Origin of the sequence: Flavobacterium qiangtangense, assembly GCF_042658345.1 — a bacterium.
Classification (GTDB): domain Bacteria; phylum Bacteroidota; class Bacteroidia; order Flavobacteriales; family Flavobacteriaceae; genus Flavobacterium; species Flavobacterium qiangtangense.
Window position 1 is genome coordinate 177,873 of sequence record NZ_JBHSQB010000004.1, and the last position, 15,255, is coordinate 193,127.

A 15,255-nucleotide genomic window follows, 5' to 3' on the forward strand; every position below is an offset into this window, starting at 1 on the left:
AATTAGAATAGAAACAAAATAAAAATAAAATGGGTAAAATAATCGGAATTGACTTAGGAACAACAAACTCTTGCGTTTCTGTAATGGAAGGAAGCGAGCCAGTTGTAATTCCTAATGCTGAAGGAAAAAGAACAACGCCATCAGTAATTGCATTTGTTGAAGGTGGAGAAATCAAAGTTGGTGATCCTGCAAAAAGACAAGCAGTGACCAATCCAACAAAAACTGTTGCTTCTGTAAAACGTTTTATGGGAAATAAATTCTCTGAAAGCGCTACTGAAGCTAAAAATGTACCTTACACTGTGGTAAGAGGTGATAACGATACGCCACGTGTGGATATCGATGGTCGTCTTTACACGCCACAAGAATTATCAGCAATGACGCTTCAAAAAATGAAGAAAACGGCTGAAGATTATTTAGGTCAGACAGTTACAGAAGCAGTTATTACTGTTCCTGCTTACTTTAACGATGCGCAACGTCAGGCTACAAAAGAGGCTGGTGAAATCGCTGGTTTAAAAGTGATGCGTATCATCAATGAGCCAACTGCCGCTGCTTTAGCATATGGTTTGGATAAAAAAGGTACAGATCAAAAAATTGCAGTTTATGATTTAGGTGGTGGTACTTTTGATATTTCTATCCTTGAATTAGGAGATGGAGTTTTTGAAGTATTGTCTACAAATGGAGATACTCACTTAGGTGGAGATGATTTTGACCAAACAATTATTGACTGGTTAGCTGAAGATTTCAAAGCTGAAGAAGGTTTAGATTTACGTCTTGATCCAATGTCATTGCAACGTTTGAAAGAAGCTGCTGAGAAAGCAAAAATTGAATTGTCTTCTACAGGAGAAACTGAAATCAACTTGCCATACGTTACAGCTACTGCAACAGGACCAAAACACTTGGTTAAAAAATTGTCAAGAGCTAAATTTGACCAATTGACTGACGCTTTAGTAAAACGTTCAATGGCTCCGGTAGCAAAAGCGTTGAAAGATGCTGGTTTGAATGTGTCTGATATTGACGAAGTTATCTTGGTTGGAGGTTCTACAAGAATCCCAAAAATCCAAGAAGAAGTTGAAAAATTCTTCAACAAAAAGCCATCAAAAGGAGTTAATCCTGATGAAGTTGTGGCAATTGGTGCTGCAATTCAAGGTGGAGTTTTATCTGGAGACGTTAAAGATGTATTGTTATTAGACGTTACACCTTTATCTTTAGGTATCGAAACTATGGGTGGTGTTTTGACAAAATTAATTGAGTCTAACACAACAATCCCAACAAAAAAATCTCAAGTTTTCTCGACAGCTTCTGACAACCAGCCATCTGTGGAAATCCACGTATTGCAAGGTGAGAGAGCTATGGCTGCAGATAACAAAACTATTGGTCGTTTCCACCTTGATGGAATTCCACCAGCAGGTAGAGGTGTTCCACAAATTGAAGTAACTTTTGACATTGATGCTAATGGTATCATCAAAGTTTCTGCAACTGACAAAGGGACTGGTAAATCTCACGATATCAGAATCGAAGCTTCTTCTGGATTGACTCAAGAAGAAATCGAAAGAATGAAAAAAGAAGCAGAAGCAAATGCTGATTCTGACAAAGCTGCAAGAGAAAAAATCGAGAAATTGAACGAAGCTGACAGCATGATTTTCCAAACAGAAAGTCAATTGAAAGAATTCGGAGAGAAATTATCTGATGGAAACAAAACAGCTATCGAATATGCTTTGACTGAATTGAAAATGGCTCACGCTAACCAAGATGTGGCTACAATTCAACCAGCTTTAGACAAAATCAACGAAGCTTGGAAAAATGCTTCTGAGGAAATGTACAAGCAAGGTGATGCTCAAGGTGCTCCACAAGATGCACAACCACAAGGTGATCAAGGAGACAACGTTCAAGATGTTGACTACGAAGAAGTGAAATAATCACTTTTTAGATTATATTTTTAAGAGCCCTGATATTTTTATCAGGGCTTTTTTTTGTTCAATACTTTAACAATTCTACTTTCATATTTTTCGTATTTTAGGCATTCTAAAAAAAATAAGATATGAAAAAGACCGCACTTCTCATTTTAATACTGCTTTGCACGATAATTTCTTACGGACAAAAAAAGAAAGCCAAAGGTAAAGTTCCTGCAAAGACGACTTCAACAGCTTTGGCGAAAGCCGATAATCTCACAGCAGAAATTGTAAAAGGAAATTTCTATTTATTCGTAAACAATAAAGCCAAAAAAGATACCATCGGAATCAAAACCGTTGATGCAAACAGTTCTCCAAAAGATTGCGCCATCAAACCATTCATGGCAAAAGGAACGCCACTTTATCTTTTAACGTGGACGGAAGAAACGACCAATAAAACTGATTTAAAAACAGAAATAAAATCTACATTATTTTCAGAAGTTTACGATGTTTCTACCAAAACAAAACTTTTCTCAAACCAACAGTCCACTACAAATATCACCGAAAAAGTATTTTTAGACCGATTAAAAAATGCTTCTGAAACGCAAGAAAAAGTTAGGAGAGAAGGCTTTGAATTTATCTTAACTCCAGACGGAGACATTCAGCAAAAGAATAAAACACAACAAAATAGTTTTGCATTTAATGCCACCGACAAAAAATATGTGGAAGGGAAACCAGTTGTTACTTCGGCTCCAGCGAAAGCTCCGGCAAAAAAGAAGAAAGCATAAAAACGAAAAACCGAGCAACTTGCTCGGTTTTTTATTTAAAGATGTGCCGTTAAAAAAGCAATCAGTTTCACATTAATATCTTGTGCATCGACGGGATTAAAATCGCCGTGGCCAGCGTTGTAAACGTGAAGTTTATTCGTGATATTAAAATCGTCTAATTTCTGTTTTAAGCGCGTTCCTTGTGACGTTGGGATCAGCGGATCTTGGTTTCCGGCAAATTGAATGGTGCTTGCAGATTGTGCTGAAACATACGTAATCGGGCTCGCTTCTGCATAAATGCTCTCTGGCGGATTTTGTCCGACCAAGTAAGGCAAAGTCGTTTCAATGCCAGCGTGTCCTTCATAAGCTGGGTCAGTAAAATCTGTCGGGCCAACGATACTGCAAATTGCTTTCACATTATGTTCTGTATCTAATTTATAGGAATACAATAGCGACAAATGCGCACCAGCACTGACTCCTAGAAATCCGTATTGTTTTGAAACATTGAAATTATTGCTTTCCATATAATTTACGACCGATTGAATATCATTAATTTGATTTGGATAAGCAGGCAATTCTAAAGTTCCCAAACGGTAGCCAATATTTACAATCGCATAATCAGGAAACTGAGACCGAAGTCCAAAAGCAAGTGCAGTCATATCGTTTTTTGAACCACTTGTCCAACCGCCGCCGTGAACCAAAAACAAGACTTTTGTAGTGGAAGAAGTTCTTCCAGCTGGCAAATAAATATCAATTAATTGCTGTGGATTATTTCCATACGAAACATTCAGCAACGTTTCTGCATTCAAGTTTGAAGAGACAGGAGCAGCGTCATCAGGCGAACAGCTTGAAAAAATCGCTAGAAATAATAATAAGATGTAACTTTTCATAGCCAATGATTTTGTTTCTATGAAGTTCGGAAAAATTTTAATGCTAGAAATTCTTTTTAACTTTTAAGTATAAAAAAACCGAGCACTTGGCTCGGTTTCTGTTATTTAAAAATATTTCCAATGGAGCGAAAAATTCTTCCGAAGAAAGTTGGTGACTTAAAGGCGCCACCAACCGTATAAATTATTGAATCAATCATTTCAGGATCTTCTTTCATAAAAATTGAAATATTTTCCATAGATTGTATAGTTAGAGTTTGGCTTTCCATTCCCATGTATTCAAATGTTAACGTATCGCCAATGTAAGCCTTAATGCTAAAATTCCCATCAAAATCTGAACTAGTTGTTTGTTTTGATCTATTATTTGTAATAGTTACACCAGGAAGTATGTCTAAACTATCTCTAATATTTCCACTTATTTTATCATTAGAAACTGAAGTTGGTTGTTGAGAAATTGTAGTATTTTCAGTTTGTTCGATCTTAACTTCCTGAGAGAAAACTTCTTGATTTCCCAAGCTTAAAAAACTCAAAATTCCAGAAGCGCCAGCAATCCAAAAACTACTTTTTTTCTTTTGGGAAACAATGTCTCTTTCCAATTGCGTCTTTAAAAATCTGCCGCAGATATTTTTTTCTGAATTAAATTTTTGAAGAATTTCAGTATCAGAAGATTTTGTAAAATCAAACACTTGCTTTTGGCACGAATCACAAAACCTTCCTTTTTCCAAAGGAGTCATTTTCTGCCAGTTTTCGTGACAAGGCTTTGGTATCGATATGTTGATTTTACTACTCATTTAATTACTCCGTAATCTTGATTTCAAACATTTTATTCCACTTTTTTCCAGTCACAAAAAGCGTTTTTGTCTTTGGATTATATGCCAATCCGTTCAAGACGTCGTTTCCAGGATCGTGGCCAATCATATTAATTTTGGTCTTCAATTCTCTCAAGTCGATAATTCCTTCCACCGCACCAGACTTCGGATTAATCACCGCAACGGCATCTTTTTGGTACACATTTCCATAGATTTTTCCTTCCACCCATTCCAGTTCATTCACGGCTTTCACTTTGCTTGCTTCAGAATACACATTTACATAATCTACTTCCTTTAAAGTTTCAGGATTCAAAACCCAAATTTTTTCGCTTCCGTCAGATTGATACAACACTTTTCCGTCGTTGCACAATCCCCAGCCTTCCACCTTTTTAGGATATTCAAAAGTGCTGATTTGCTTTAAATTATCCGCATTATAAATAAAACCTGTTAATTCTTGCCAAGTCAATTGGTACACTTTATTGTTTAAAACCGTAATTCCTTCGCCAAAATATTTTCCGTCGATATTTACAGATTGATAGATTTTTCCGGTTTTATAATCGGTTTTCATCAATTTAGAAGAACCTCTTTGGCCTGTTCCTTCAAATAATGTATCGCGATAAAACTCTAGACCTTGCGTGTAAGAAGTCTCATCGTGCGGATATGTATTTACAATCGTATATTTCAATAACTTTGGAGTTACGCTCGAAACCACTTCAATCCTTGTGTCAATTTCCACATTTTGACCTTCATAATACACCAACGCTTTTACGGTTTGATAACCCAATTTAGTTTCGGCCAAAGCAAAATCCAACTTTGCATTTCCTTTCACCGCACCAGCTCTTTTTTCATTCAGATAATAAATTACAGAATCAATCGCCTTCGCCTTTTCATTTTTCAGTAGCAAAGAAACCGATTCTTCCGGCTTATAAACCGCTTTTAAACCCGCCGAATCAATGCTGAATAAATTTTTTTTATCACTTTCACTGTCCCCGCAAGAAATAATTATGCTCCCTAATAAAATGAAAGCTAATAACTTATGTTTTTTCATTGTTTTAAAATTGATTATAGCAATATACAACGATATTTTATATCTGCCAATTCGCTTGCAAAAATATAAAAAGATTGTATATTTGCACCGGCAAGTCCTACACGACCAGCTCCTGCAGACTCCCCCAGGGTGGGAACGCAGCAAGGGTAAGCGGTTGTAGCGGTGCGATGTAGGTCGCTTGCCATTTTTTTAATCTTCCACTTCGGAGGATTTTTTTTTGCCCAAAACTTTCGATTTTCCGAAGCCAAACCCAAGGCATTTTTTAAATGTAATTCCCGCTTTCTGCAGTAGTTTTTCTCCGAAAACGGAAGAAAAAGCTACTGCAACCAATCGGGGCTAGTTAAACACTTTTCGCCTTCTTTAAACTCCCGACTCATCGGGATGGACCAATCGTTGTCGACAAACTTTGAAATACATATTCTCGCAAAGGCGCTAAGATGCAAAGCGATTTGTCTTTTCTTTCTTTTTCTTTCCTTCTTTTAGCTTTGCGATTTAGCGCGTTTGCGAGAAATAACTCTCACAAAAACTTTGCGAAAACCTTCCAAACTTTGCGTTAAAACCGACAAACAAAATTTCGGCTAAAGCCAATTTGCATAACGTCAATTTGTAAACGGGCTAAAGCCCGTTCCTATCGATGATAACTTTGCGTCTTAGCGCCTTTGCGAGAAAAAACTCCGCAAAAACCTTCAAAACTTTGCGTTTAAATCCACAATCAAAATTTCAGCTAAAGCCAATTCAACAACTTAAATATCTCAAACGGGCTAAAGCCCGTTCCTATCGATGATAACTTTGCGTCTTAGCGCCTTTGCGAGAAAAAACTCTGCGAAAACCTTCAAAACTTTGCGTTAAAACCGACAAACAAAATTTAGGCTAAAGCCAACTCTACAACTTAAATATCTCAAACGGGCTAAAGCCTGTTACTATTCAAAAACCTCCGCGAATCTCTCTGGAAAACTTTGCGAAACTTTGCGGAATCCTTCAAAACTTTGCGTTAAAATCCAAGCAAAACATTCCCCAAAAATCACTAAATTTACCCGCAAATTTTGAACGATCGAATCCTCGAACAATCGAAAAATCCAAAATAAAAAAATGTCAAAAATAATATTAATAACTGGCGGTTCCTCAGGGATCGGGAAATCGATAGGCGAATATCTAACCTTAAAAGGACACACCGTTTATGGAACCAGCCGAAATCCAGAACGCATCTCAGATTCAAAATTTCCGTTAGTCGCGCTTGACGTCAGAAACAGAGAATCCATCCAAAATGCTGTTGCTGAAATCATCAAAAAATCAGGAAGAATTGATGTGGTAATTAACAACGCAGGAGTCGGCATAACCGGACCTTTAGAAGAAATCCCGACATCAGAAATTAAAAATAATTTTGAGACTAATTTCTTCGGCCCAATTGAGGTCATGAAAGCCGTTTTGCCACAAATGCGTTCGCAAAAATCGGGATTAATAATCAACATCACATCGATTGCAGGTTATATGGGATTGCCATACCGAAGCGTTTATTCGGCCTCAAAAGGTGCGTTAGAATTAATCACAGAAGCACTTCGCATGGAAGTAAAAGAATTCGGAATTCATATCACAAACGTGGCTCCGGGAGATTTTGCTACAAATATAGCTTCTGGTAGATTTCATGCGCCGTTAATCAAAGGTTCCGCTTATGAAAAACCATATGGTAACACCTTAAAAATGATGGACGAACATGTAAACTCTGGTAGTAATCCAAATGAAATGGCAATTGCAATTCACAAAATCATTGAAACGCCGGTTCCAAAAGTACATTATAAAGTAGGCGTTTTTATGCAGAAATTCTCAATTGTTTTAAAGCGAATCTTGCCTGATAAAGTCTATGAAAAAATGCTGATGAATCATTATAAATTGTAAGTTAGAGCATGTATTCAAAAACCCTAAACCATTATAAATTAATGGTTTAGGGTTTTTTATTTTAATTCAAAAACGCCAACCCAACGCCAACCTGATTAAAATATCAGCCTAAACGCCAATCTTTTTTCATACATTAGCGGAATAAAATGATACAATATGGCGACAGTAATTCTGCATAAAAAAAACAAATCCGATAAGGATGGTATATTGCAAATTTCTTTTTACAATGGTGAAGGAAAAAAGAAACAGAAATCGCTCGGTATAAAGATTTCAGAGAAGCATTTCAAATTATACTACAACAAAGATTTTAAAGCGTTCCGAAAAAATACTGAAATTGATTATAACAAAATCAACATAACTATTTCGGAAAATCTTGGCGACGACCCATTCGGAAAAATTCAGACTGATGATTTAATTGCTTACATAAAAAAAAGGCGAGAAATTGTCGCCAATATGAATAGCAAGCAAAACATCACTTCACTGCTTTTTAATCTGGAAAAATATATGGGTCAGCAAAAGATTTCCGTACTAACTTTCGATATGGCAGACATGGATTTCCTTGTCGGATTCAAAAACTATTTTGTAGCGAGAGGTGTCCAAGGAAATTCAATCAAAATGTATTTTGTCGTTTTGAAATCCATTTTGGAAAATGCGAAAGAATCTAATCTTTACCATCACAATTTACGTTCACTCAATAAAAAGGTGAAGGTGGAAACAGAAAAAAAGGTAAAGGAACTGCTGTCTATTGCCGACATCCGAAAATTGATGGAAGCAGATGACAACTATCTATACATTCAACCAATTAAAATTGGATTGTTCCAGCTTTTTACAAACGGTTCAAGAATAAGTGATGCACTTCTGATGCGTTTTGAAAATTTCGATGAATACGGAATTACCTATGTGACTAAAAAAAATACAAAAACATTAGATGTTCCTTGGTCGCCCGATCTGGTGAACACGCTATTATGGATATGGAATTTGCCACGCTACGAAATGCCCAAAGTCATTGAATTTAATCCACACCGCCCGACACCGTTCCCAAAGTCCGTAGTCCTATCGCAGGAGGAAAGGAATCAAATGTCTTATGAAAATAATTTGGCTGCCGTGCGTAAACATATAAAGTCAAGGAAGAAAAAAGATTTCGTGATGCCTTGGTTGGAAAGCCGCGAAATTTTAGCGGACTACGATAAAAAGATGGAATTTACGGCGGAACAACATAAGAAGTTTGCAGTAGCTTCAAACAAGTTGCGGAGACAGTTCGCACATGTCAGAAAGGATTTTAATTTAGATTGTAAGAGATTATCGACTCACACCTTTCGACATACTTATGCTAGCCTATTGATAAAAGCTGACCTGTCCATTTATGATATAAGTAAATCGCTTGGGCATTCTTCTGTCAAAATAACGGAAGGGTACTTATCAAAGAATTTTGATATGGATAAGAAAATTGACATCGCAAACAAGCTTCGCAAGTTAATTCAGTAAAATCAAAAAGGGACAGCCGAAACTGTCCCTTTTTTTAGTAGAATACTAACTCAAATTTCTTTGAACGTATAAATACAAATCTATAAAAAATCCACCACACTTAAAAAACATTATGGAAGATTTATATATAAATAAAATAAATCTACCAAAATGAAAATCTTTTTCACAACTTCCTCCTTAAAAAAATATATAATCAATGTAGCACCAACATTGAAAGGCTTGTTCATCGACATCAAAAACAGAAGATGTCTTGGGGTTCGAATCTACATTGTTAGAATTAAATGCCTTGAAAGGTTGGTGTGAATTGTGAAACTTATTATTTAATTTTTTTTTGGAAAGACCAGCTAATTTGCTGGTCTTTTTATTTCCACCAAATGGGACTTCATTCAAATTAATATATAGTGTATGAAGAAAAAGAAACTAACACCTGTCGAACTTGCACTTGCAAGGGCAGAAAAGAAAAGAGCAGAAGAACAACAACAACTTGTTCAACCAGTTCCCGAAGAAATGATTGACGATGATTCAATAAAAGGATTCGGGGACTTAATTAAAAAAGGAACACAATTACTAGGCATCAAACAGTGCGATGCTTGCAAAGAACGTCAAGCAAAGCTCAACAAAATGTTCCCATTCATCAAGCGCGCAAAACCTTTGAACGATGATGATATAAAATTCCTAAAACGAATCAGACACGCTAATACTATTGGTGCAGAAGATAGAAATGAAATTTTCTATTTGTCTAATAGGACATTTGGCGTTCGACTTACACCGTGCCAGTGTCCTAGTACAATCATCCAGCTGCGTGAAAAACTTTGGAATTTATACCTGGCCGAATACTCGCAAAACATAGATGAAATCTAATGGAAGATATAAACACTATCGACACATTTGGCAAATACTTCCACATGGAGTTGCTTAAATACTACTGTGATTTCATTAAGCATTACAAACTGGAATTCAACCAAGAATCTGAATACTTGCACTTCGAGTTTGAACACCTTGGTCAGACTTACACGATTCAGTACAGTGACCTGATTCAAAAAGCCATGGAAGAAGCGGAAATCCTTAAAGCAAAGCATGTTTGAAATTTATGAGGATTACGCCAACCACTGCTATGTTATAGAATTTAACGACCTGCAAAGGCGTGTATCATTTCACGAAAGTGATAAGCATCTGGAACAAGTAAAAAATGATATGGTCCGGGAACACCGAAGATTGACAATCGCGGAAATCCTTATTGACCGACAAGAAAAAATAGAAAAGATACTAAAATGAAAAGACTACAAAGATGGTATGCCAATCGAATGATAACGGCAAGCCGAACAACATTCGTGATAATGAATCTAATATTTCACTTATTGAAATTCAGCTTTCACGCAGCCATCATCTGGCTAACCGGGTTATTCTTGGTTGACTACTTAACAGAACTACCATACATAACCATCGGGCAGGCATTCGCTTTGTCCTTCTGGGTGAAAATCATCCTATTTAATCTAAACCCGAAGCATGCTAAAAAGTAAAATCATTTGGGTCCTGGAACTTTTCAACCTTGGTTTTATCTATCATAACGGCGCAATAATCCGATATAAAAAGTATGTGGCAGATGGTGAAATAAATGTAAGGATTAAGCTTATTTATATCGTTGCTATTCAACAGAATATCATAAGCGATGAAAACTATAAGTTGAGCAAGGACATCACCTTAAAAAGCCTTATTACAAGCTATAAGTCGATAGTGGATGAACTTAATCGACAATCAAAAATAACCAAACAAAATGAGTAATAAACCCGATGGTAGGAAACACAACGGTGGTGTAAGGGCAGGTGCGGGCAGACCACCGAAACCCGAAGAAATCAAAATGCTCGAAAAGCTAACTGCTGACAATTTCACTGATGAAGCTATTGCTGTTTTGCAGGGAAAAATTCGTGGGGGCAATGTCGAATGTTTAAAGCTTTGGTTCAGTTACGTCTATGGAACACCCAAGCAGAAAATCGAAACCGAAAGTAATATCACAGTAAGTTCGATTGACTTAAAAGACATCATTTCTTTTGATGTTCTTCCCACCGATGACATCGACTTTGATGACCTCTAAAAATAATTGCCGATTATTGAACCAAATAAAAATCCATCCGAAATACCAAAACCTATTTAAACACGAAGGAAGATACACTATCATAAATGGCGGTCGTGGGTCCGGGAAGTCGTGGAGTGCAACCATTTTCCTTATACTATTAACTTTCGAAGCCGGGCATAAGATTCTTTTTACAAGACTTACAATGGTGTCTGCAAATATTTCGATTATTCCCGAAATTTTGGAAAAGATTGAACTGCTTGGGCTGTCCGAACATTTCAGAATAACCAAGGGCGAAATCATAAACATCCAATCAGGTTCATCAATAATCTTCATGGGTATTCGTTCATCCAATGGGGACAACACCGCCCGACTAAAATCTATCGCCGGGATAACTACATTGGTAGTCGAAGAAGGTGAGGAGCTAACCGATGAAGCAACGTTCGATAAAATAAATCTTTCCATCAGACAGCGGACAAAGCAGAACCGGGTGATACTGATTCTGAATCCTGCAACGAAAACCCATTGGATATATCGAAAGTTTTACCAAGAAAGAAATGTCCAAGAAGGGTTTAACGGAATAAAAGGCAACACATGTTATATCCATAGTACATATAAAGATAACCCACACCTTTCGGAGGATTTCTTGGAAGAAATTCGACTGATGAAGCTGAACCACCATGATAAGTATCAACACGTAGTCATGGGCGGATGGCTGGACAAGTCGGAAGGTGTAATCTTCACCAATTGGGAGTTTGGAACATTTCCCCATGATGTTGATTCAGTATATGGCGCCGATTGGGGGTATAGTATTGACCCATCGACTTTGGTTGAAACTTACGTGGATAAGATAGAAAGGAAAATATACCTCAAAGAACATCTATATAAGAAAGGGTTGAACACATCCCAATTAACAAAGGTGTTTCACGATGTTGCAGGATCTGGAACAATTGTAGGTGATAGCAGTGAAGGTAGATTGATTGATGAAATGAAAGATTCGGGTTTGAATATTCGAAGATGTAAGAAGGGTGCTGGGTCAGTTAAAGAAGGTATCATGCTGATGAAGGACTACCAGCTAATAATTGAGGGCGAAAACCTTGCCATGGAATTGAACAACTACGCCTGGAAAGATGATGAAACCCCAATTGATAAATGGAACCATATTATTGATGCCGCTCGATATGCAATTACTGATAAATTAAAAGATAGTGATGGAGTTTATTATATTCATTAACAACATAAAGGTAGTGATGATGCAGGAAGTAGAGGTTATCAACAAATAAAGTTAGAAAAATATTGCGCACGTGATACGCGCGTATGTATAAAAAGTTTAATTTTGTTATGTCGAAAAGAAAGACCCCGCTTTCGCAGGGTCAGTAAATTTAAGATAACTAAATGTGAATTCTACTTGTTGGATTCCCGAACTATCAGGAAGACCAACACTAAACTAATAATGTCTATCATTTTGCTTGATTTAGATGTTTATACTAAACCCTTTGGACGGCAATCCGAGGGGTTTTCTTTTTAGCAGAATCTTCGGATATTCTGTACAACAAAGATTGTCATTTCTTGCGGTTTAAAAAAGCCAAACTTATCCACAATTGGACATAGTTTTGAACAACACTAAACTTGGTGTATCAAATTTAGTGTATTTTTATATGTTTGTAAATCAGCGTATTACAAAACAGATAGCTTTGTAAAATACTGCAAAATATAGGATTCTTAATACGAATAAAGTTCCGTCAATACCCCATATTTCTATCTATTTTTTTTCTTTCGTGCCACTTTTTCAAGTTGAATATACCAGTATTTGCTTTATGCAAGCCAAAATGTAGCTTCCAAGTTTCAATGGCGATGCAGAAACACTATCGCTTGCAAGATATTTCCTTGCACAAACCTCCCATTTATCCACAACTGAAACAATTTCTATTTAGGGGCGGAATCGCTATGGCTTTGCCAACAATGGTTTTTCCTACAAGAAACAATTAGACCCAATTCACATGAAACTATTCAAATAATTCAATTCATTGGGAAAAATGGGGATTTGTCGCCAGAATCGTTCCCAAATATCCCAAAAGGCCCAAATAATCGATAAATTCGGACTGTATCTAGTAGGTCTTATGGGACAAATACCCATAATTTCCATTGATTTTAAACGCATAATTCCCAAAGGAAATCAAAATCCACATCTATTTCATTATCGCTCATTACAGCCCTTTAAAATGCCCCAACCTCACACAGGCATGAGTGGCGGAGTATTCGAGATTGTAGGAATGCGCCCGCATATTTTTATAACTCACATATTTATTTTGTGATATCATTTGCTCAAATTATGTTAAAGTATTACTATAAGTAAAGCTGATAAAGTGTTGATAGAGAATAAAAAAGAGATATAAACAATTATCATACATTCGTTTGTAAAGTGTTTATTTGCTCGTATCTTTACGTCAGTAGAATATTAATTAACACTCTTTGACATTATGAAAAAAGAAAAAATTGAGGGATTCCTTGAAAGGGATTTCTTTTGGTTAGAAACCATGCAGGTTTTAAAAAGTCCTTTAACAGTTTATTGGACTTGGGGCGTATCACATCACCTCGCACTGGAACCCGATGCAGATGGCTACACCAAAGCGTTGCTATTAAAAGTTGATGGACACCATCACAAAGATTTTGTCCTTATTACACTGGCTTGGAACGATACGTACACAGTAAGACTGCTGGATAAGGATTACCAAGAAATCAAAGTCATACGTGAAGTATATTTTGATTCACTTCAAACCACCATCGATAAGGAAATCGAATTTATCCAAGGGTACACATTTTAACATTAATCTAAATGGGGGCGCCAGCCCCCTAATTTAAAATCTTTGAAATTATGGCAACACGTTGTTTTATAGCTTATTATGATGAACAGACAGAAACTTACACGGATGTTTATTCACATTGGGATGGCTACCCAAGTTGGGTTGGTAAGATTCTTTACCACAATTACAACACATTGGAAAAAGTTAAGGAACTCATATCGCATGGTGATATATCATCACTTGGTGCAAAGATTGAAGCTAGTACAGACAATCACAAATTCATGCAACCCGATGATGATACAACGGTTTTTTACCATCGGGACCGGGGTGATAAGTGGAACGAAACGGAACCACACACCCACACCGAAATGAGTACGTTAAGACATGATAATTACGCATATCTTTTTAAGGATGGTAAATGGCTGTACTGGTGGGACAACACCCGAGTTTATAAGGAACTTACAGAAGAAATAATAAATAGGGACTAACAAAAAATGGGGGCGTAAAAACCCCCTTATTATTCGATATGAAGGTAGATATAGCAGGATTCATTTTTAAAAAGTTGCATGGAATCCACATCGACAAATCAAATGGATATTTGACAGACAAAGGAGTCCGGGAAGTAATTGAAATTAGCCTATGTGTTGGGCTGATGGCAGGAATATTAATAACTGGTATCGTGGTATCACTGATATTATGGGTTTAAAAAAAGGGGCGTGAGCCCCTTTCATATCGGCCTCAAAATTTCAGTATAAGAGACCAACGTAAAGTACGTAAATTCTGGCGACATGCGCAAGAAAAGAGAGTTAAATTTTAAAATAAAATATTATGAAATATATAGCATACATGCGGGTTTCCACCCAAAATCAAAGCCTTGGATTGGATGCCCAAAGCGAAGCGATAAAACGGTTCATTCAACACGATGATACCATATTAGCGACCTATGTGGAAAAGGATTCGGGAAAGAATAACAACAGAGTAGAACTGACCAAAGCAATCGAGTACGCAAAGAAACAAGATGCCACACTATTAATAGCGAAATTGGATAGGTTGTCCCGTAATCTACATTTCATCACATCGCTAATGGAATCAAAAGTTCCATTCAAATGTTGCGACATGCCTTTCATGGATAACTTCACCATTTCAATTATAGCGGCAGTTGCAGAACGTGAAGTTGAAATGGTTAAGGAGCGCACGACAGCGGCTTTACGGGTCATCAAAACCAATATTGATACGAATGGGTTCCACATATCAAAGAAGGGCAACAGGATAACCAAATTGGGTCAATCAGAATTCAAAAAGGAATATTGGGCGAAAGGACAACAAGCTATCCAAGTACGTGTGGCATCCAATCCAAACCTTATGAAAGCAAAAGCATTCGCACTATCATTGAAAGCAAGTGGTAACTTCAACGGTGTGCAGATAACAGCCTTGTTGAATGAAAACGGTTTCAAGACATCCACAGGTAAGGATTACCACCATACGCAGACCATGAGACTGTTGAAAGGGTAGGATTATGTAACTGAACATCAGTATCTATGGAATACCTTAACCTTAACAATTTATAACATGTTTTAGCGTTATAAACTCGTAATTAAATTG

The 15,255-nt window shown here is 36.8% G+C and carries 14 protein-coding genes and 1 other RNA gene; 12 read left to right on the forward strand and 3 right to left on the reverse strand.

The window, feature by feature from the left end; translation table 11 throughout:
* Positions 1-29 precede the first annotated feature (29 nt).
* Together dnaK and ACFPVY_RS03850 are read left to right on the forward strand one after the other, a co-directional pair.
* Positions 30-1,916, forward strand: a complete 1,887-nt coding sequence (dnaK, locus tag ACFPVY_RS03845) for a molecular chaperone DnaK (RefSeq protein ID WP_379790432.1) — start codon at positions 30-32, stop codon at positions 1,914-1,916.
* A 122-nt stretch (positions 1,917-2,038) separates the two neighbouring features.
* On the forward strand, positions 2,039-2,677 hold the full coding sequence (locus ACFPVY_RS03850) for a hypothetical protein (protein ID WP_379790433.1): 639 nt from the start codon (positions 2,039-2,041) through the stop codon (positions 2,675-2,677).
* Positions 2,678-2,712: 35 nt separating this feature from the next.
* On the opposite strand, the gene ACFPVY_RS03855 is transcribed toward ACFPVY_RS03850, so the two are convergent.
* The 3 genes from ACFPVY_RS03855 to ACFPVY_RS03865 form a co-directional block, all read right to left on the reverse strand.
* Positions 2,713-3,546, reverse strand: coding sequence for a prolyl oligopeptidase family serine peptidase (locus ACFPVY_RS03855; protein WP_379790434.1), 834 nt, complete (start codon positions 3,544-3,546; stop codon positions 2,713-2,715).
* Between the two features lie 101 nt (positions 3,547-3,647).
* A complete protein-coding gene (locus tag ACFPVY_RS03860) occupies positions 3,648-4,334 on the reverse strand; it encodes a carboxypeptidase-like regulatory domain-containing protein (RefSeq protein WP_379790435.1) in 687 nt (228 codons plus the stop codon).
* Positions 4,335-4,338: 4 nt separating this feature from the next.
* Positions 4,339-5,400: a glutaminyl-peptide cyclotransferase gene (locus ACFPVY_RS03865; protein WP_379790437.1), complete on the reverse strand. Its 1,062-nt coding sequence runs from the start codon at positions 5,398-5,400 to the stop codon at positions 4,339-4,341.
* An 88-nt stretch (positions 5,401-5,488) separates the two neighbouring features.
* Between ACFPVY_RS03865 and ffs the strand changes: the two genes are divergently transcribed.
* From ffs to ACFPVY_RS03915, 10 genes are all read left to right on the forward strand, one after another.
* Positions 5,489-5,587, forward strand: an RNA gene (gene ffs, locus ACFPVY_RS03870) — signal recognition particle sRNA small type.
* 902 nt (positions 5,588-6,489) lie between these two features.
* Positions 6,490-7,293 (forward strand): SDR family oxidoreductase, encoded by an 804-nt coding sequence (locus tag ACFPVY_RS03875; protein ID WP_379790438.1) that lies wholly within the window; start codon positions 6,490-6,492, stop codon positions 7,291-7,293.
* A 156-nt stretch (positions 7,294-7,449) separates the two neighbouring features.
* Complete coding sequence (locus ACFPVY_RS03880) at positions 7,450-8,778, forward strand: tyrosine-type recombinase/integrase (protein WP_379790440.1); 1,329 nt, start codon at positions 7,450-7,452, stop codon at positions 8,776-8,778.
* Positions 8,779-9,183: 405 nt separating this feature from the next.
* Positions 9,184-9,639, forward strand: a complete 456-nt coding sequence (locus ACFPVY_RS03885) for a hypothetical protein (RefSeq protein WP_379790442.1) — start codon at positions 9,184-9,186, stop codon at positions 9,637-9,639.
* Entirely contained in the window at positions 9,639-9,863 is a 225-nt protein-coding gene (locus ACFPVY_RS03890) for a hypothetical protein (RefSeq protein WP_379790444.1), read from the forward strand. Before ACFPVY_RS03885 ends, ACFPVY_RS03890 begins: the two co-directional genes overlap by 1 nt.
* A gap of 689 nt (positions 9,864-10,552) precedes the next feature.
* A complete protein-coding gene (locus ACFPVY_RS03895; RefSeq protein WP_379790445.1) occupies positions 10,553-10,870 on the forward strand; it encodes a hypothetical protein in 318 nt (105 codons plus the stop codon).
* 16 nt (positions 10,871-10,886) lie between these two features.
* Positions 10,887-12,083 carry a PBSX family phage terminase large subunit gene (locus ACFPVY_RS03900; RefSeq protein ID WP_379790446.1) on the forward strand — a complete coding sequence of 399 codons (1,197 nt, stop codon included), beginning with the start codon at positions 10,887-10,889 and terminating at the stop codon, positions 12,081-12,083.
* A gap of 1,246 nt (positions 12,084-13,329) precedes the next feature.
* Positions 13,330-13,674, forward strand: coding sequence for a hypothetical protein (locus tag ACFPVY_RS03905; RefSeq protein WP_379790447.1), 345 nt, complete (start codon positions 13,330-13,332; stop codon positions 13,672-13,674).
* Between the two features lie 50 nt (positions 13,675-13,724).
* Positions 13,725-14,141, forward strand: coding sequence for a hypothetical protein (locus tag ACFPVY_RS03910; RefSeq protein ID WP_379790448.1), 417 nt, complete (start codon positions 13,725-13,727; stop codon positions 14,139-14,141).
* A gap of 340 nt (positions 14,142-14,481) precedes the next feature.
* The gene (locus tag ACFPVY_RS03915; RefSeq protein WP_379790450.1) at positions 14,482-15,165 is read left to right on the forward strand and encodes a recombinase family protein; all 684 of its coding nucleotides are present in this window, start codon (positions 14,482-14,484) and stop codon (positions 15,163-15,165) included.
* Positions 15,166-15,255 lie beyond the last annotated feature (90 nt).

Excerpts from the sequence above, each read along its gene's own strand:
- dnaK (WP_379790432.1), top strand. The coding sequence starts at position 30 with ATGGGTAAAATAATCGGAATTGACTTAGGAACAACAAACTCTTGCGTT.
- ACFPVY_RS03850 (WP_379790433.1), top strand. The coding sequence starts at position 2,039 with ATGAAAAAGACCGCACTTCTCATTTTAATACTGCTTTGCACGATAATT.
- ACFPVY_RS03855 (WP_379790434.1), bottom strand. The coding sequence starts at position 3,546 with ATGAAAAGTTACATCTTATTATTATTTCTAGCGATTTTTTCAAGCTGT.
- ACFPVY_RS03860 (WP_379790435.1), bottom strand. The coding sequence starts at position 4,334 with ATGAGTAGTAAAATCAACATATCGATACCAAAGCCTTGTCACGAAAAC.
- ACFPVY_RS03865 (WP_379790437.1), bottom strand. The coding sequence starts at position 5,400 with ATGAAAAAACATAAGTTATTAGCTTTCATTTTATTAGGGAGCATAATT.
- ACFPVY_RS03875 (WP_379790438.1), top strand. The coding sequence starts at position 6,490 with ATGTCAAAAATAATATTAATAACTGGCGGTTCCTCAGGGATCGGGAAA.
- ACFPVY_RS03880 (WP_379790440.1), top strand. The coding sequence starts at position 7,450 with ATGGCGACAGTAATTCTGCATAAAAAAAACAAATCCGATAAGGATGGT.
- ACFPVY_RS03885 (WP_379790442.1), top strand. The coding sequence starts at position 9,184 with ATGAAGAAAAAGAAACTAACACCTGTCGAACTTGCACTTGCAAGGGCA.
- ACFPVY_RS03890 (WP_379790444.1), top strand. The coding sequence starts at position 9,639 with ATGGAAGATATAAACACTATCGACACATTTGGCAAATACTTCCACATG.
- ACFPVY_RS03895 (WP_379790445.1), top strand. The coding sequence starts at position 10,553 with ATGAGTAATAAACCCGATGGTAGGAAACACAACGGTGGTGTAAGGGCA.
- ACFPVY_RS03905 (WP_379790447.1), top strand. The coding sequence starts at position 13,330 with ATGAAAAAAGAAAAAATTGAGGGATTCCTTGAAAGGGATTTCTTTTGG.
- ACFPVY_RS03910 (WP_379790448.1), top strand. The coding sequence starts at position 13,725 with ATGGCAACACGTTGTTTTATAGCTTATTATGATGAACAGACAGAAACT.
- ACFPVY_RS03915 (WP_379790450.1), top strand. The coding sequence starts at position 14,482 with ATGAAATATATAGCATACATGCGGGTTTCCACCCAAAATCAAAGCCTT.